We start from the raw sequence: 15,445 nt of genomic DNA, 5'->3' as shown, positions 1-15,445 counted from the left end.
TCCGGTCCCGGATCAGTGTCCGTGTGAAACCGTTTCGCCCGCCTTGAGGCGGTACACCGTGCCGCAATACGGACATTTGGCCTCGCCGGTGTGGCCCACGTCCAGGTACACCTTGGGGTGGCTGTTCCACAGTTTCATGTCGGCCAGCTTGTTCGGACAGAACACGCCGCCCTGGGCGTTGAGGTCGCTGGCTTTGAGTTCGATGGCGGAGATGGTCATGGTGGTCAGACCTTCGTGAGCCAGTGAGCGTACTTGGGGTTGCGGCCATTGACGATGTCAAAGAACGCGCTCTGGATCTTTTCGGTGATGGGGCCGCGGCTGCCCACGTAGCCGGCCTTGCCGAGCTCGATGCGGTCGAGTTCGCGGATCGGGGTCACTTCGGCGGCGGTGCCGGTGAAGAAGGCCTCGTCGGCGATGTAGACCTCGTCGCGCGTGATGCGCTTCTGCACGATCTCCAGGCCCAGGTCCTTGGCGATGTGGAACACCGTGTTGCGCGTGATGCCGTTGAGCGCGCCCGCCGAGAGGTCGGGCGTGTAGATCACGCCGTTCTTGACCACAAAGATGTTCTCGCCGGCGCCTTCGCTCACGAAGCCGGAAGCGTCGAGCAACAGGGCTTCGTCGTAGCCCTCGTCGGTCACTTCCATGTTGGCCAGGATGCTGTTGGTGTAGTTGCTCACCGCCTTGGCCTGCGTCATGGTGATGTTGACGTGGTGGCGGGTGTAGCTGCTGGTCTTGACGCGGATGCCGCGCTTCAAACCTTCTTCACCCAGGTAGGCACCCCAGGCCCAGGCCGCAACCATCAGGTGGATGGTGTTGCCCCTGGGCGAAACGCCGAGCTTCTTGTCGCCGATCCAGGTCAGCGGGCGGATGTAGCAGCTCTCCAGCTGGTTCTCGCGCACCACGGCTTTTTGCGCTTCCATGGCCTCTTCCATCGTGAAGGGCAGCTTCATGCGCAGGATCTTGGCGCTGTTGAACAGGCGCTCGGTGTGTTCCTCGAGGCGGAAGATCGCCGTGCCGCCGACCGCGTTGTAGGCCCGCACCCCTTCGAAAGCTCCGCAGCCGTAGTGCAGCGTGTGGGTCAGCACGTGGATCTTGGCGTCGCGCCAGTCCACCATCTGGCCGTCCATCCAGATCTTGCCGTCGCGGTCGGACATCGAGGGAACGATGGGGCTCATGAGGGTCCTTTGGGTTGTTCGTGAGGGGCGCCCAACCGACAGGACTGGCCGCCAAACCAGCGATTTTACGGCGCCGGGCTGGCCTGCTCCGATGGCAGGGCTGGCGCCTCGGGATCCGGGCGAGCCAGTTGCCAGCGCACCAGCTTGCCGTGCCTGAACTCGGCTTCCACCGTGGAGTGGCCGCCATCGGTCCAGCGGTACACCTCGGGCTCTGCACCTTCGGCCGACATCCGCTCGCCCAGTGCGCGGGTCATGGCGATCACGTGCATCAGCGTCACGCCGGCCTTGAGCTTGGCGTTGAGCATCACGGCGCTGTCCACGTGGCCGATGGGGCGGTGGGCGGCGCGCTTTAGCACCGTCATGAGGCGGGTGAAGTGCAGCAGCAGCCACATCATCAAGCCACCACCGACGGCAGCCACGCCCGGCCAGCCGTAGCTGCGGTGGGCCAGCACCAGGAGGGCCGCACAGCCCAGGGGAACGAGGAATTTCTGGAGTTGCATGGGGCGATTGTCCATGGGCGCTCGCACCATGGCACTGCGGTTGGTACGTAGCCCGGCGGGTTCAGGCCAGGCTGCGCGCCAGCTCCATGGCTTCTTCAATGCGGTCCACGCCGTGCACCGTGAGGCCTTCAAAGGACTTGTCGTTTTTCTTGGGCAGGTTGGCCTTGGGCACCACCGCCACGCTGAAGCCCAGCTTGGCCGCTTCCTTCAGGCGCTCCTGGCCTCGCGGCGCGGGCCGCACCTCGCCCGCCAGGCCCACCTCGCCAAACGCAATGAAACCCTTGGGCAGTGGACGGCCGCGCAGGCTGCTTGTGATGGCCAGCATCACCGCCAGGTCGGCCGCCGGCTCGCTGATTCGCACGCCGCCCACGGCGTTGACGAACACGTCCTGGTCCATGCAGGCCACGCCGGCGTGGCGGTGCAGCACCGCCAGCAGCATGGCCAGCCGGTCGCGGTCCAGGCCCACGGAGAGGCGCCGGGGAGAAGGCCCGCCGCTGTCCACGAGCGCCTGGATTTCCACCAGCATGGGCCGCGTGCCTTCCAGCGTCACCATCACGCAGCTGCCCGGCACGGGCTCGCTGTGCTGACTCAAGAAGATCGCGCTTGGGTTGCTCACGCCCTTCAAGCCCTTCTCCGTCATGGCGAACACGCCGATCTCGTTGACCGCGCCGAAGCGGTTCTTGATCGCGCGGATCAGGCGGAAGCTGCTGTGCGTGTCGCCCTCGAAATACAACACCGTGTCCACCATGTGTTCCAGCACGCGCGGGCCGGCCAGCGCGCCTTCCTTGGTCACGTGGCCGACCAGCACGATGGCCGTGCCACTCGCTTTCGCCGCGCGCGTGAGGTGGGCCGCGCATTCGCGCACCTGCGCCACCGAGCCTGGCGCCGAGGTGAGCTGCTCGGAGTACACCGTCTGGATCGAGTCGATCACCGCGATGCCCGGCCGCACATGGTCCAGCGTGGCCAGGATCTTCTCCAGTTGGATCTCGGCCAGCACGCTGACTTGCGAGCCATCGAGCCCGAGCCGGCGCGAGCGCAAGGCCACCTGGGCGCCACTCTCTTCGCCAGTGACGTAGAGGGTCTTCACGTTCGCGCGCTGCAGCGAGTCCAGCGCCTGCAGCAGCAGCGTGGATTTGCCGATGCCCGGATCGCCGCCGATCAGCACCACACCGCCTTCCACAATGCCGCCGCCCAGCACGCGGTCGAGCTCGTCGTGGCCGGTGGGCGTGCGCTGCACGTCGGTGGCGTCGATGTCGGCCAGGGTGGTGACCTCGGCGGTCTTGGCCAGCGAGGCAAAGCGGTTCTTCGCCGGCGCGGTGGACTCGGCCACCGATTCCACCAGCGTGTTCCAGGCGTTGCAGTGCGGGCATTTGCCCAGCCACTTGGGGCTGGAGCCGCCGCACTCGTTGCAGGTGTATTGGGTTTTGTCTTTGGCCATGGTGCTGGGCAATATAGTCGAGCGCCCATGACCAAGACTCCCGCCGCCTCCCTGCTCGTGCTGCCGCCCAGCGCGCAACCCCTGTCCGCCGCGGCGCGCGCTTACAACCTGCAGCTCACCCGCATCGACAAGCTCAAGAGCCAGCTGGCCGAACTCGACGCGCTGGGCCAGCTGCACCGCCAGGAATTGCATGGCGCCGTCGAACCGCTGCGCCGCCAGCTGGCGCAAGCCCAGCGCAAACTCGCGTTGACACTGGACGGATTTCTCCAGGGCCAGGATCTCAGCCGGGGTCAGGCCGATGTGGCCCGCGCGGTGCTGTGCCAGCTCGCGCGCCACCTGGTCGACGCGGGCGGCCCGGGCTTAGATGCCATGCGCGAACTGCACGACCGCCACAGCCCGCGCACGCTGGCGCAGTTGAAGCAGGACGCGGCCGATGCCCTGCGTGCGCGGCTGGAATCGGTGTTGGGCGAGCCGCTGGACGACGAGGGACAGGAGCTGAGTGCCGAACAGCTGCTGCGAGCCGGCATGGCGCGCCTGCGCCGAGCCCAGGAAGAAGAACAGGACAAGAAGCGCGAAGCCGCGCAGGCCAAACGGCAGCGCAAGAAACCCGGCGCCGCGCTGCGCCAGACCGAGCAGCATGACGCCGACACGCTGTTGCGCCGCCTGTTCCGCCAGCTCGCCAGCGCCCTGCACCCCGACCGCGAAACCGACCCGCAGGCCCGCCTGCACAAGACCGCGCTCATGAGCGAGGCCAACGCCGCCTATGAGAAGCGCGACCTCGTCACGCTGCTGCACATCCAGAGCCGCGCCGAGCTGGCCGACCCGGCGGCGGTGCACAAACTCTCCGACGAGCGCCTGGCCTCGCTCACCCTGCTGCTCAAGGCCCAGGTGGCCGAACTGGAGCGCGAGCGCGCAGGCCGCCAGAGCGCGCTGGCCGACGAGTTCGATCTGCCCGACGGCCTCTCGCCCAACGCCAACACTCTGCTGCAGAGCCGGATCGATCAGGCGCGAGCGCTGGAGGCCGCGCTCGCGGACATCGAACACGATCTGGAACAGGTGACGAACGGCGTGCGGGTGAAGCGCTGGCTCAACGCGCAGCGCGACGCCGTCATGCGCGAGCGCTGAAGCCCTCGATCAACGACCGCGTGATCTCGGCCGCCGGCAGCTCGCGGCAGCCGCTGGCGTTCTGCCCCGACCACAGCGGCGAAAAATCGCCACTGCCCTTGGCTTCCCAGTGCGCGCGCAGCGGCGCCATGGCCGCGCCCGCCAGCGGGAAGGCGGGCGCCACCGGGTTCATGGGGCCGAGTTCGCGCATCACCCGGTTGACGATGCCGCGCGCCGGGCGGCCCGTGAAGAGGTGGGTCAGGGCCGTGTGGTGCGCCGCCTCGCTTTGCAGCGCGGCGCGGTGCAGGGCGCTGGTGGTGGCCTCAAGGCTGCACAGGTAGGTCGTGCCCACCTGCACGCCCGAGGCGCCCAGCGCCATGGCCGCAGCCACGCCTGCCGCATCGGCAATGCTGCCCGCGGCAATCACTGGCAGGCTCACCGCCGCCACGATCTGCGGCAGCAATGCAAACGTGCCCACCTGCGTGGTGAGGTCGTCGGTGAGGAACATGCCGCGGTGGCCACCGGCCTCCACCCCCTGGGCAATGATCGCGTCGACGCCGAAGGCTTCCAGCCAGCGGGCCTCCTCCACCGTGGTGGCCGAGGACAGCACCACGCTGCCCCAGCTCTTCACGCGGTCCAGCAGGTCCAGGTCGGGCAGGCCGAAGTGAAAGCTCACCACCTTGGGCTTGAAACGCTCCAGGATGTCGGCCGCCGCGCGGTTGAAGGGCACGCGCCCGGGGCCGGCCGGCACGCTGTCGATGTCCAGCCCGGCCTCACGGTAGTAGGTGGCCAGCCAGGCGCGCCAGGCCGCTTCGCGCGCCTCGTCGGGCACGGGCGGTGTGTGACAGAAAAAGTTGACGTTGTAGGGGCGCGTGGTGCCGGCGGTCAGCGCGGTGAGTTCGCGCTCCATGGCCTCGGGCGTGAGCATGGCGCAGGGCAGCGAGCCGAGCGCGCCGGCGTTGCTCACGGCCACGGCCAGTGCGCAGTCCTGCACGCCGGCCATGGGCGCCTGGATCAGGGGGAAGTCGGTACCGATCAACGAGGTGAGTGCGTTCATGCGCGCATTCTCCGCGCCGGCCCCTGCCGGGTAAACCCTCAAACGTGTAACAGCGCATTCATTTAATATATTAACTAAATGAGTGAGCCCACCCCCTTCATCCACCGCAACCTGCCGCGCCTGCTGCTCGAAGCGCGCGAGGCCGTGATGCTGCACACCCGCCCCAGCCTGCGCGAACACGGTCTGAGCGACCAGCAGTGGCGCGTGCTGCGCGTGCTCGGTGAACACGCCCGCCTGCCCGGTGGCGTGGAAACCGGCCGCGTGGCGCGTGAGGCGTTTCTGCTCGGCCCCAGCCTCACCGGCGTGCTCACCCGCATGGAGCGCGACGGCCTGATCGCGCGCGGCCGTTGCCCGCAGGACGCGCGCCGCACCGTGGTGCGCGCCACACCCGCCGGTCTCAAGCTGGTCAAGCGCCTCTCCAGCACCATCGAGTCGCACTACGCGTGGATGGAAGAGCGCCTGGGCAAGGCGCGGCTGGCGCAGCTGTACGGCTTGCTCGACGAGGTGATCGCGCTGGAGTTGCCGGGCGACACCGACGAACAGGCCATCGAGGAAGACACCGAATGAACACCCACTGGATGCCCGAGGGCACGGTCTACGGCACGCTGCTGAACTTTCAGCGCGAGCACGCGCTGTGGGCGCCGCGCATGAACGAGGCCCCGTACAAGGCGCCGCCGAACGCGCCGGTGTTGTATGTGAAAACCGCCAACACCTTCACCGCCGCCGGCCACAGCATCGCCCTGCCCGCCGGCCAGCCGGTGGCGGTGGCCGCCACGCTCGGGCTGGTGATGGGCGCCACGGGTGTGGCCGGTGCCGTGCTGTTCAACGACGTGGCCATCGTGCACGAGAGCTACTACCGCCCGCCCGTGAAGTTCCAGTGTGTGGACGGCTTCCTGGGCGTGGGCCCCGAGTGCGTGCCGCTGCAGCGCCTGGGCGGGCTCAATGGTTTGTCGGCTTTGCAACTGGAGCTGCGCATCAACGGCGTTCACCGCCAGACCACCGCGCTGGCCGAGCTGATGCGCGACGCCGCCACGCTGCTGGCCGACGTGGGCGAGTTCATGACGCTGCGCCCTGGCGACGTGCTGATGCTGGGCAGCGACTGCCTGCCCGACGGCACACGACCCCGGGTGCACGACGGCGACACGGTGGAGATCAGCGCCGCCGGCTTCAAACCGGCCGTGCACAGCTTCCACGCGGAAGAGAAGCCATGAGGGACAAGCCATGAAACACGCCCGCATCGCCTGGGCCGGCGCGGTCCACGAGGCCGTGGAAGCCGATGGCCAACTGGAGTTGCGCACCCCCGCGTTCAAGGGTCGCCGCGTTGCCTTCGACGAGGTGGTGTGGCTGCCGCCGCTGGCGCCGAATCCACCCACGCGCCCGCGCACCATCCTCGCGCTCGGCCTGAACTACGCCGACCACGCCAGGGAACTTGCATTCAAGGCACCCGACGAACCGCTCGCCTTCCTCAAGGGTGAAGCCAGCCTCACCGGCCACCGCGGTTTCACCGTGCGCCCGGCCGGTGTGCAGCACATGCACTACGAATGCGAACTCGCCGTGGTGATCGGGCGCACCGCCACGCGTGTGAAAAAAGCCGACGCACTCGGCTTCGTGGCCGGCTACACCGTGGCCAACGACTACGCGATCCGCGACTACCTCGAAAACTGGTACCGGCCCAACCTGCGTGTGAAGAACCGCGACACCTGCACGCCCATCGGTCCCTGGTTGGTGGACGCGGCGGATGTGCATGAACGTCACGGTGGGCCGATGAACCTCGCGCTGCAGACCACCGTCAACGGCAAAGTCACGCAGCAGGGCAATACGCGCGACATGATCTTCGACGTGCCCACGCTGATCGAATATTTCAGCGCCTTCATGACCCTGCAACCCGGCGACCTGATCCTCACCGGCACGCCCGACGGCGTGGTCGACTGCCAGCCGGGCGACGTGGTCGTCACGTCCATCGAAGGTATCGGCGACCTGGTCAACACCATCACCTCACCCACCGCATCCGCATGACGATCCAGCACCTCATCAACGGCCAGTCCGTGGCCAGCGCCACCACCTTCGAGACGATCAACCCCGCCACGCAAGAGGTGCTCGCCGAGGTCAGCGCCGGGAGCGCCGACGAGATCAACGCAGCGGTGCAAGCCGCCAAAGACGCGTTCCCCAAGTGGGCCGGACTGCCCGCCACCGAGCGCGCCAAACTCATGCGCAAGCTCGGCGAACTGATCGCCGCGCACGTGCCCGAGATCGCGCAGACCGAGACCAACGACAGCGGCCAGGTGATTTCGCAGACCGGCAAGCAGTTGATCCCGCGCGCCGCGGACAACTTCCACTACTTCGCCGAGATGTGCACCCGCGTGGACGGCCACACCTACCCCACGCCCACGCACCTGAACTACACGCTGTTCCACCCGGTGGGCGTGTGCGCGCTCATCAGCCCGTGGAACGTGCCCTTCATGACGGCCACCTGGAAGGTCGCGCCGTGCCTGGCCTTCGGCAACACGGCGGTGCTGAAGATGAGCGAGCTCAGCCCACTCACCGCCGCGCGCCTGGGCGAACTGGCGCTGGAAGCCGGCATTCCGCCTGGCGTGTTGAACGTGGTGCACGGCATGGGCAAGGAAGCGGGCGAGCCGCTGTGCGCGCACCCGGACGTGCGCGCGATTTCCTTCACCGGGTCCACCGCCACGGGCAACCGCATCGTGCAAAGCGCGGGCCTCAAAAAGTTCAGCATGGAGCTCGGCGGCAAGAGCCCGTTTGTGATCTTTGACGACGCGGATCTGGACCGCGCGCTGGACGCCGCCGTGTTCATGATCTTCAGCAACAACGGCGAGCGCTGCACCGCAGGCAGCCGCATCCTGGTGCAGCAAAACATCTACGCCGACTTCGCGCAGAAGTTCGCTGAGCGCGCCAAGCGCATCACCGTGGGCGATCCGCTCGACGAGAAAACCATCGTCGGCCCGATGATCAGCCGGGCGCATCTGGCGAAGGTGCGCAGCTACATCGAGCTGGGTCCGAAAGAGGGCGCCACGCTGTTGTGTGGCGGGCTGGACCGGCCTTCTTACGCGGCTGAACTGCCGTCGCGCGTGGCCCAGGGCAACTACGTGTGGCCCACCGTGTTCGCCGACGTGGACAACCGCATGCGCATTGCACAAGAGGAAATCTTCGGCCCGGTGGCCTGCCTGATTCCGTTCCGCGACGAGGCGCATGCGATCGAGCTGGCCAACGACATCCAGTACGGTCTCTCCAGCTATGTGTGGACGGAGAACCTGGGGCGTGCGCACCGGGTGGCGGCTGCGGTGGAGGCGGGCATGTGTTTCGTGAATTCGCAAAACGTGCGGGATCTGCGTCAGCCGTTTGGCGGCACCAAGGCCAGTGGCACGGGGCGCGAAGGAGGCACCTGGAGTTATGAGGTGTTTCTGGAGCCCAAGAACGTTGCTGTTTCTCTTGGGTCGCATCACATTCCGCATTGGGGTGTTTGAGTGATCGCCTGTGTTTCGCGCCAGCGGGTTGGCGGGATCGAGAAGGTCGGCATCTCTTGCCTCGGAGCAAACAACAAACACAGGAGGAACAAGACATGGGAAAACTAGCACTCGTGGCCAAGGTCACCCATGTCCCTTCGATGTACTTGAGCGAACTCGACGGCCCCAGAAAAGGCACACGACAGGACGCCATCGACGGCCACAAAGAAATCAGCCGGCGCTGCAGAGAACTCGGTGTGGACACCATCGTCGTGTTCGACACCCACTGGCTCGTCAACGCCAGCTACCACCTCAACTGCGCGTCGCACTTTGAAGGCCGTTACACCAGCAACGAACTGCCTCACTTCATCAGCAACATGCCGTTTGAGATCCCGGGCAACCCGACGCTGGGACAACTGCTGGCGAAGGTGTGCAACGAACACGGCGTGGAAACCCTGGCCCACGACGCCACCACCCTCGGCCCCGAGTACGGGACGCTGGTACCCATGCGCTACATGAACGCCGACCAGCACTTCAAGGCCATCTCGGTCTCCGCGCTGTGCCAGGCGCATTACCTCAATGACAGCGCCCGCCTGGGCTGGGCCATGCGCCGCGCGGTGGAAGATCACTACGACGGCACCGTGGCGTTTCTCGCCAGTGGCTCACTCAGCCACCGCTTCGCACAGAACGGGTTGGCACCCGACTACGCGTTCAAGATCTGGAGCCCCTTCCTCGAAACGCTGGACCGCCGCGTGGTGCAGATGTGGGAGCAGGGTGAATGGAAAACCTTCTGCGAAATGCTGCCCGAGTACGCCGCCAAGGGCCATGGTGAAGGCTTCATGCACGACACCGCCATGATGCTGGGCGCGCTCGGCTGGAGCGACTACACCGGCCGGGCCGAGGTCATCACGCCCTACTTCGGCGCCTCCGGCACCGGCCAGATCAACGCCATCTTTCCTGTCACGCCGCAGACCGGCAACGCCATCCCCGCCGCGCAGGCCTCGGCTGCGAAAGGCTTCCAGACCGTCTCCCGACTCTGACCACCATGCCCCACCTCGTCATCCTCTACACCCCCAACCTCGACCAGCCCGAAGCCCAAGGCGGCATCGACATGAGCCGCCTGTGCCGCGCCCTGTGCGACGCCATGCTGGCCGTGCGAGACGAGGCGGACAAACAAGTCTTCCCAACGGGCGGCACACGCGTGCTGGCCTACCCGGCCGCGCACAGCGCCGTGGCCGACGGCGGTGCGGCCGGTGAGGCTGCGGGCCTGGGTGGTGACTACGCCTTCGTCTACATGAACGTGCGCATGGCCAAGGGCCGCAGCGCGCTCACGCACCAGCGCGTGGGCGACGCGCTGCAGGCTTGCGTGAAGACCCACTTCGCCGCGCAGCTGGCCGCGCGCCCCATCGGCATCACGGTGCAGGTGGACGAGGGCCACGAGGTGTTCGATGCCAAGAACAGCTCCATCCACCCGCTGTTCAACCGGTCATGAACCCGTTCTCCAATCGACCTTTGCAAGGACTTCGACAGGCTCAGTCCGAACGGGCTGGGTGGGCGCTCTTTCTTCCGAACCATCCCACAACCCACTCCGTTCGGGCTGAGCCTGTCGAAGCCCTCGCACACAACCATGTTTGACGACACCCTCATCCAGCAGCTCGCCGCTGAGCTTGACCACGCCGAGAAGACCCGCACGCCGCTGGAGCATTTCTCCCAACGCTTCCCCGGCATGACCATCGAAGACGGTTACCGCGTCGGCCGCGCCTGGGTCGCGTTGCAGGTGGCCGGCGGCAACCCGGTGATTGGCCACAAGATCGGCCTCACCAGCCGCGCCATGCAGATGGCCAGCCAGATCGACGAGCCCGACTTCGGCACCTTGCTGCAAAGCATGTTGTTCACCGCGCAGGCCGGCCAGGTGCTGGAGATTCCCGCCAGCCGCTTCATCGCGCCGCGCGTGGAGGTGGAGCTCGCTTTCGTGCTCAAGGCACCGCTGCAAGGCACCGGCGTGACCGTGGCCGACGTGATCAAGGCCACCGATTACGTGACGCCCGCCATTGAAATCATCGACGCGCGCATCGAACAGTTCGACCGCCACACCAAGGCCATGCGCAAGGTGTTCGACACCATCAGCGACAACGCGGCCAACGCCGGCATCGTGCTGGGTACGGGCGATGCGCGTTACCGCGCCGACCCGCTCACCACCGACCTGCCGTGGTGCGGCGCCGTGCTCAAGCAGAACGGCGTGGTGGAAGAAACGGGTCTGGCCGCCGGCGTGCAGGGCCACCCCGCCATCGGCATAGCGTGGCTCGCGCACAAGCTCGCGCCCTGGGGCGAATCGCTCAAGCCCGGCCAGATCGTGCTGGCTGGTTCATTCGCGCGGCCCGTGGCCGCGAAGGCGGGTGACCTTTTCGAGGCCGACTACGGCCCGCTCGGCTGCCTCAAGTTCAAGTTCGTTTGATCCCCACCATGCACACCCCCATCAACACCTTCAAACAGGCGCTTGCCGCCGGCACGCCGCAGATCGGTCTGTGGGCCGCGCTGGCCAGCGCCTACAGCACCGAGCTGCTGGCCGGCATCGGATACGACTGGCTGCTGATCGACGGCGAGCACGCGCCCAACGATGTGCGCAACACGCTGGCGCAGATGCAGGCCGTGGCCAGTGCGCAGCACGCGTTTGGCGACGCGCGTTCGCATCCGATCGTGCGCGTGCCGGTGGGCACGGGCGACGTGGGCGTGGCCCTCATCAAGCAGTACCTGGACATCGGCGCGCAGACCCTGCTGGTGCCCATGATCGACACCGTCGAGCAGGCCGAGCTGGTGGTGAAGGCCACGCGCTACGCACCCGCCGGTATCCGAGGCATGGGCAGTGCGCTGGCCCGCGCCTCGCGCTGGCAGACGCACGCGCGCTATGTTCACGAGGCGAACGACCAGGTGTGTGTGCTGGTGCAGGCCGAAACGGTGGAGGCCATGAAAAACCTCGACGCCATCGCCGCCACGCCGGGGGTGGACGGCGTCTTCATCGGTCCGGCCGACCTGAGTGCTTCCATGGGCCACCCGGGCAACGCGGCCCACCCCGATGTGCAGGCCGCCATTGCCGATGGCGTGCAACGCATCCGCGCCGCCGGCAAGGCGCCCGGCATCCTGGCCACCAGCCAGGCGAGCGCGCAGCAGTGGCTGGCCGCTGGCGCGCTGTTTGTGGCGGTGGGGGCCGACACGATGCTGCTGGCCTCCGGCGCCTCGCAGCTGCTCGCGCAGTTCAAGGGACCGGTGACGACCGGCCCCAACACCTACTGAAGGAGACCGCCATGAACGCTGCCCTGCAAGCCAGCACCGTGTTGCCCCCCGGCATGCACCCCGATGAGTGGGCCGCGCGCCTGGAGCTCGCCGCCTGCTACCGCGTGTTCGCCATGCTGGGCTGGACCGAGATGATCTACAACCACATCACGCTGCGGCTGCCCGATTCGGTGGCCGGGAGTGAAAAACAGTTTCTGATCAACCCGTTTGGCTTGCACTACGCCGAAGTCACGGCCAGCAACCTGGTCAAGATCAACCTGAGAGGCGAGGTGCTCGATGGTTCGGCGCACCGCGTCAACCCGGCCGGCTTCACGGTGCACGCCGCCATTCATGACGGCATCGAGGGGGCTCACTGCGTGATGCACACCCACACCACCGCCGGTGTGGCCGTGGCCTGCCTGAAAGACGGCCTGCAGCAGACCAACTTCTACACTGCGCAGCTGCACGGCATGCTCGCGTACCACGACTTCGAAGGCATCACCATCCACGCCGAGGAGGCGCCTCGCCTGCTCAGGAGCATCGGCCAGCAGCCAGCCGTGATCCTGCGCAACCACGGCTTGCTGGCCTGGGGTGCCACGGTGCCGCAGACCTTTGCCATCCTGTGGACGCTGCAGCGCGCCTGCGAGATCCAGATGGCCACCTTCAGCATGGGCGGGGCGGCGGCGGCCATCCCCGTTGCGCAGGCCATCGCTGAAAAATGCACGCGCGACGCGCTACAGTTCAGCCCCCACCACGGCGCAGGCCGTGACGTGTTTGACGCGCTGGTCCGGCAGGTGAACCGCCTGGACAGCAGCTACCTGGAGTGACCGCTTGACGCAAACCGATTTCCAGCGAGTGGCCATCGTCGGTGCCGGCGCCATCGGCGGCTGGCTGGGGGTGCTGCTCTCGCACACCGGCTGCATCGTCAGTGCGCTGGCCCGTGGTGACACGCTCGCGGTGCTCCAGCGCGAAGGCCTCCAGCTGCATGCGAACGGACGCCTCATCGGCGCGCCGGTGGAGGCCTCGGCGAACGCGGTGACCCTGGGCGTGCAAGACCTCGTGATCGTGGCGGTGAAGGCACCGGCGCTGGCCGAAGTGGCGCGCAGCATCGCCCCCCTGATCGGGCGCCACACGGTGGTGCTCACCGCCATGAACGGCGTGCCCTGGTGGTTCTTCAACGGCTTCGGCGGCGAACGTGCCGGAACAAAGCTGCAGTCGGTGGACCCCACCGGTGCGATCGACCAGGCCATTCCCGCGCGCAACGTGATCGGCGGGGTGGTGCACGCCAGCTGTTCGGTGGATGCGCCCGGCGTCATCCGCCACCACTTCGGCAACGGCTTGATCATCGGCGAGCCTTCTGGGGCGGCCAGCGAGCGCGTGGCTGCCCTGGCCGCGCTGCTGCAGCGCGCCGGGCTCAACGCCAGCGTGTCGCCGCAAATTCAGAAAGACGTCTGGTACAAGCTCTGGGGCAACATGACGGTGAACCCGGTGAGCGCGCTCACGGGCGCGACCACCGACCGCATCATGGGCGACGAACTCGTGCGCGGCTTCATCAGCAGCGTGATGCTGGAGGCCAAGGCCATCGGTGCCAGGATCGGCATCCCAATCGACCAGCAACCCGAGGACCGCCACGCCGTCACGCTCAAGCTGGGCGCCTTCAAGACCTCGATGCTGCAGGACGTGCAGGCGAAGAAGCCGGTGGAGCTCGATGCGCTGGTGACCGTGGTGCGCGAACTCGGCCAGCTCACCGGCGTGGCCACGCCGTTCACCGATGCGCTGCTGGGGCTGTCGCGCCTGCAGGCGCAGACGCTGGGGCTGTATCCGCAGTGAACAGCGTCGACAATCGAACAGCTCGGTTCGATTGTCGACGTAGGAATGGAGTTGTCGTGAAAATCGATCTGAAGCCATCGATTTCTTGACCGGCCTCGCTTCTGCGGAAAAAATCGATTCGACCCAATCGATTCAAGGTCGCCATGCAACTCCCTATCCGCTCCGTTTCCGATTTGGGGATGGCCGTGCGCGCCGTCCGCAATGAACAAGGTTTGCGCCAGGACGACACCGCGGGCAGCGCAGGCGTCGGCCATGTGTTCTTGCGCGATGTCGAGCGCGGCAAGGAGACTGTGCAGTTCGGTCTGGTGCTGAAGGTGCTGGATGAACTGGGCATTCAGATGAGCATCGACATCCCGGCTGAGTCCTTGGCGCGCCTCAACGAGCTTCGCGCCAAGGCCCTGAAACCCTTGCCAGGTGGTGGGGTGATTCGCCCATGAGCTCCGAGCGCAGTCTCTCGGTGTCCACCAACGACCGTGAGATCGGCGTGCTCCTGGAACATGACGGCAGCTGGACATGGGTCTACGCAGACAGCTGGCTTCATGCCCCGGACGCGTTCCCGCTCTCGCCAGCGCTCCCCCTGTCGGACAAGCCCATGCGCGACGGCTCAACGCAGCGAACGGTGCAGTGGTACTTCGACAACCTGTTGCCCGAGGAGCAGATGCGCGAACTGCTTGGCAGGGAGCAGAACGTCGGGGCCAGTGACGCCTTTGGCCTGCTGGAGCGGCTGGGCGCTGAATCGGCCGGCTCCCTCGTGCTGTCGCCCCCGGGCGGTCCGCAGCCCGAGCGGGGCGATCAGGCGCTGACCCTTGAGGAGCTTTCAGCGAGGATTCAGAACCTGCCGCGGGCCTCCCTCACGTCCCGGTCGCCCAAACGCATGTCGCTGGCCGGCGCCCAGCACAAGATGGTGGTCTTGTTCAACCCCAAGACCAGCGAGCTGCGCGAGCCCTGGAGGGCCAGTGCCTCATCGCACATCCTCAAGCCCAACAGCCGCGCCGAGCAGTACCCACATTCGGTGATCAATGAAGCTTTCACCATGCGCCTGGCGCGCCTGCTGGGCCTCAACGTGCCTGCGGTGCACCGCCTGTACCTGCCCGAGCCTGTGTACATCATCGAGCGCTTCGACCGCGCGTGGGACGATGAAGCCAAGGTGTGGACACGCAAACACGTGATCGATGCCTGCCAGTTGCTGGACCAGCCTGCGGTCTTCAAGTACAGCAACGCCAACCTGGACACGCTCACACGCCTGATCCATCTGTGCCGCTCGAAGGCGGCGGCGCGCATGGCGTTGTTTCGCTGGCTGCTGTTCAACACCCTGGTGGGCAACTCGGACAGCCACCTCAAGAACATCTCGTTCCTCATCAGCCACGAGGGCGTGCAGATCGCACCGTTCTACGACCTGCTGCGGCAACCCGTGAGGTGGCGAAGCTGGTTCAGCAATTGCCGCTGGCTGCAGATGCGCTCATGGTTGAGATGGAGCGCGAGTTCGAAGCGCTCAAGGCCGCGTCCCCTCAGACCGAAGCCTTGCGCGCCATCCAGGGCTCAGAAGCTCACCTGTTGCGCGGGGTGCGAAAACTCGTGATCTCCGACATGCTCAAGCGCGTGTCTTGAGC

At 66.8% G+C, this 15,445-nt stretch carries 18 protein-coding genes; 13 read left to right on the top strand and 5 right to left on the bottom strand.

Going from position 1 to position 15,445, the window contains the following annotated elements:
- Nucleotides 1-12: 12 nt before the first annotated feature.
- The 4 genes from F9Z44_RS19900 to radA all read right to left on the bottom strand — a co-directional run bounded on the left by F9Z44_RS19900 (nucleotide 13) and on the right by radA (nucleotide 3,113).
- Complete coding sequence (locus tag F9Z44_RS19900) at nucleotides 13-219, bottom strand: zinc-finger domain-containing protein (RefSeq protein WP_159608411.1); 207 nt, start codon at nucleotides 217-219, stop codon at nucleotides 13-15.
- A gap of 5 nt (nucleotides 220-224) precedes the next feature.
- Entirely contained in the window at nucleotides 225-1,175 is a 951-nt protein-coding gene (locus tag F9Z44_RS19895) for a branched-chain amino acid transaminase (protein WP_159608410.1), read from the bottom strand.
- Nucleotides 1,176-1,240: 65 nt separating this feature from the next.
- The gene (locus F9Z44_RS19890) at nucleotides 1,241-1,675 is read right to left on the bottom strand and encodes a glycerate kinase (protein WP_159608409.1); all 435 of its coding nucleotides are present in this window, start codon (nucleotides 1,673-1,675) and stop codon (nucleotides 1,241-1,243) included.
- Between the two features lie 61 nt (nucleotides 1,676-1,736).
- Entirely contained in the window at nucleotides 1,737-3,113 is a 1,377-nt protein-coding gene (radA, locus tag F9Z44_RS19885) for a DNA repair protein RadA (RefSeq protein ID WP_159608408.1), read from the bottom strand.
- A gap of 27 nt (nucleotides 3,114-3,140) precedes the next feature.
- Between radA and F9Z44_RS19880 the strand changes: the two genes are divergently transcribed.
- Nucleotides 3,141-4,238 (top strand): hypothetical protein, encoded by a 1,098-nt coding sequence (locus F9Z44_RS19880; RefSeq protein ID WP_159608407.1) that lies wholly within the window; start codon nucleotides 3,141-3,143, stop codon nucleotides 4,236-4,238.
- Here the strand turns inward: F9Z44_RS19880 and F9Z44_RS19875 are convergent.
- Complete coding sequence (locus F9Z44_RS19875) at nucleotides 4,222-5,274, bottom strand: NAD(P)H-dependent flavin oxidoreductase (protein ID WP_159608406.1); 1,053 nt, start codon at nucleotides 5,272-5,274, stop codon at nucleotides 4,222-4,224. The genes F9Z44_RS19880 and F9Z44_RS19875 overlap by 17 nt on opposite strands.
- Nucleotides 5,275-5,352: 78 nt before the next feature.
- Between F9Z44_RS19875 and hpaR the strand changes: the two genes are divergently transcribed.
- The 12 genes from hpaR to F9Z44_RS19815 all read left to right on the top strand — a co-directional run bounded on the left by hpaR (nucleotide 5,353) and on the right by F9Z44_RS19815 (nucleotide 15,414).
- Entirely contained in the window at nucleotides 5,353-5,841 is a 489-nt protein-coding gene (hpaR, locus tag F9Z44_RS19870; protein ID WP_159608405.1) for a homoprotocatechuate degradation operon regulator HpaR, read from the top strand.
- Nucleotides 5,838-6,485, top strand: coding sequence for a fumarylacetoacetate hydrolase family protein (locus tag F9Z44_RS19865; RefSeq protein WP_159608404.1), 648 nt, complete (start codon nucleotides 5,838-5,840; stop codon nucleotides 6,483-6,485). Before hpaR ends, F9Z44_RS19865 begins: the two co-directional genes overlap by 4 nt.
- 10 nt (nucleotides 6,486-6,495) lie before the next feature.
- Nucleotides 6,496-7,290: a fumarylacetoacetate hydrolase family protein gene (locus F9Z44_RS19860; protein WP_159608403.1), complete on the top strand. Its 795-nt coding sequence runs from the start codon at nucleotides 6,496-6,498 to the stop codon at nucleotides 7,288-7,290.
- Nucleotides 7,287-8,756, top strand: a complete 1,470-nt coding sequence (hpaE, locus tag F9Z44_RS19855) for a 5-carboxymethyl-2-hydroxymuconate semialdehyde dehydrogenase (RefSeq protein ID WP_159608402.1) — start codon at nucleotides 7,287-7,289, stop codon at nucleotides 8,754-8,756. The genes F9Z44_RS19860 and hpaE overlap by 4 nt, the downstream gene beginning before the upstream one ends.
- A gap of 95 nt (nucleotides 8,757-8,851) precedes the next feature.
- On the top strand, nucleotides 8,852-9,775 hold the full coding sequence (gene hpaD, locus F9Z44_RS19850) for a 3,4-dihydroxyphenylacetate 2,3-dioxygenase (RefSeq protein WP_159608401.1): 924 nt from the start codon (nucleotides 8,852-8,854) through the stop codon (nucleotides 9,773-9,775).
- A gap of 5 nt (nucleotides 9,776-9,780) precedes the next feature.
- Nucleotides 9,781-10,227 carry a 5-carboxymethyl-2-hydroxymuconate isomerase gene (locus tag F9Z44_RS19845; RefSeq protein ID WP_159608400.1) on the top strand — a complete coding sequence of 149 codons (447 nt, stop codon included), beginning with the start codon at nucleotides 9,781-9,783 and terminating at the stop codon, nucleotides 10,225-10,227.
- Nucleotides 10,228-10,362: 135 nt separating this feature from the next.
- Entirely contained in the window at nucleotides 10,363-11,190 is an 828-nt protein-coding gene (gene hpaH / locus F9Z44_RS19840; RefSeq protein ID WP_159608399.1) for a 2-oxo-hept-4-ene-1,7-dioate hydratase, read from the top strand.
- Nucleotides 11,191-11,198: 8 nt separating this feature from the next.
- On the top strand, nucleotides 11,199-12,026 hold the full coding sequence (locus F9Z44_RS19835) for an aldolase/citrate lyase family protein (RefSeq protein WP_159608398.1): 828 nt from the start codon (nucleotides 11,199-11,201) through the stop codon (nucleotides 12,024-12,026).
- An 11-nt stretch (nucleotides 12,027-12,037) separates the two neighbouring features.
- Nucleotides 12,038-12,832, top strand: a complete 795-nt coding sequence (locus tag F9Z44_RS19830) for a class II aldolase/adducin family protein (RefSeq protein ID WP_159608397.1) — start codon at nucleotides 12,038-12,040, stop codon at nucleotides 12,830-12,832.
- Nucleotides 12,833-12,836: 4 nt separating this feature from the next.
- Entirely contained in the window at nucleotides 12,837-13,835 is a 999-nt protein-coding gene (locus F9Z44_RS19825; RefSeq protein WP_159608396.1) for a 2-dehydropantoate 2-reductase, read from the top strand.
- 179 nt (nucleotides 13,836-14,014) lie between these two features.
- Nucleotides 14,015-14,272 carry a helix-turn-helix transcriptional regulator gene (locus F9Z44_RS19820; protein WP_236574200.1) on the top strand — a complete coding sequence of 86 codons (258 nt, stop codon included), beginning with the start codon at nucleotides 14,015-14,017 and terminating at the stop codon, nucleotides 14,270-14,272.
- Nucleotides 14,269-15,414, top strand: coding sequence for a HipA domain-containing protein (locus tag F9Z44_RS19815; protein WP_236574199.1), 1,146 nt, complete (start codon nucleotides 14,269-14,271; stop codon nucleotides 15,412-15,414). The genes F9Z44_RS19820 and F9Z44_RS19815 overlap by 4 nt, the downstream gene beginning before the upstream one ends.
- The last annotated feature ends 31 nt before the right edge of the window (nucleotides 15,415-15,445 follow it).

This window comes from Hydrogenophaga sp. PBL-H3 (assembly GCF_010104355.1).
In the GTDB taxonomy this organism is placed as follows: domain Bacteria; phylum Pseudomonadota; class Gammaproteobacteria; order Burkholderiales; family Burkholderiaceae_C; genus Hydrogenophaga.
The sequence above is the reverse complement of the archived record's forward strand: the minus strand, read 5'-3'. Positions and strand labels throughout refer to the sequence as shown.

Excerpts from the sequence above, each read along its gene's own strand:
- F9Z44_RS19900 (WP_159608411.1), bottom strand. The coding sequence starts at position 219 with ATGACCATCTCCGCCATCGAACTCAAAGCCAGCGACCTCAACGCCCAG.
- F9Z44_RS19895 (WP_159608410.1), bottom strand. The coding sequence starts at position 1,175 with ATGAGCCCCATCGTTCCCTCGATGTCCGACCGCGACGGCAAGATCTGG.
- F9Z44_RS19890 (WP_159608409.1), bottom strand. The coding sequence starts at position 1,675 with ATGCAACTCCAGAAATTCCTCGTTCCCCTGGGCTGTGCGGCCCTCCTG.
- radA (WP_159608408.1), bottom strand. The coding sequence starts at position 3,113 with ATGGCCAAAGACAAAACCCAATACACCTGCAACGAGTGCGGCGGCTCC.
- F9Z44_RS19880 (WP_159608407.1), top strand. The coding sequence starts at position 3,141 with ATGACCAAGACTCCCGCCGCCTCCCTGCTCGTGCTGCCGCCCAGCGCG.
- F9Z44_RS19875 (WP_159608406.1), bottom strand. The coding sequence starts at position 5,274 with ATGAACGCACTCACCTCGTTGATCGGTACCGACTTCCCCCTGATCCAG.
- hpaR (WP_159608405.1), top strand. The coding sequence starts at position 5,353 with ATGAGTGAGCCCACCCCCTTCATCCACCGCAACCTGCCGCGCCTGCTG.
- F9Z44_RS19865 (WP_159608404.1), top strand. The coding sequence starts at position 5,838 with ATGAACACCCACTGGATGCCCGAGGGCACGGTCTACGGCACGCTGCTG.
- F9Z44_RS19860 (WP_159608403.1), top strand. The coding sequence starts at position 6,496 with ATGAAACACGCCCGCATCGCCTGGGCCGGCGCGGTCCACGAGGCCGTG.
- hpaE (WP_159608402.1), top strand. The coding sequence starts at position 7,287 with ATGACGATCCAGCACCTCATCAACGGCCAGTCCGTGGCCAGCGCCACC.
- hpaD (WP_159608401.1), top strand. The coding sequence starts at position 8,852 with ATGGGAAAACTAGCACTCGTGGCCAAGGTCACCCATGTCCCTTCGATG.
- F9Z44_RS19845 (WP_159608400.1), top strand. The coding sequence starts at position 9,781 with ATGCCCCACCTCGTCATCCTCTACACCCCCAACCTCGACCAGCCCGAA.
- hpaH (WP_159608399.1), top strand. The coding sequence starts at position 10,363 with ATGTTTGACGACACCCTCATCCAGCAGCTCGCCGCTGAGCTTGACCAC.
- F9Z44_RS19835 (WP_159608398.1), top strand. The coding sequence starts at position 11,199 with ATGCACACCCCCATCAACACCTTCAAACAGGCGCTTGCCGCCGGCACG.
- F9Z44_RS19830 (WP_159608397.1), top strand. The coding sequence starts at position 12,038 with ATGAACGCTGCCCTGCAAGCCAGCACCGTGTTGCCCCCCGGCATGCAC.
- F9Z44_RS19820 (WP_236574200.1), top strand. The coding sequence starts at position 14,015 with ATGGCCGTGCGCGCCGTCCGCAATGAACAAGGTTTGCGCCAGGACGAC.
- F9Z44_RS19815 (WP_236574199.1), top strand. The coding sequence starts at position 14,269 with ATGAGCTCCGAGCGCAGTCTCTCGGTGTCCACCAACGACCGTGAGATC.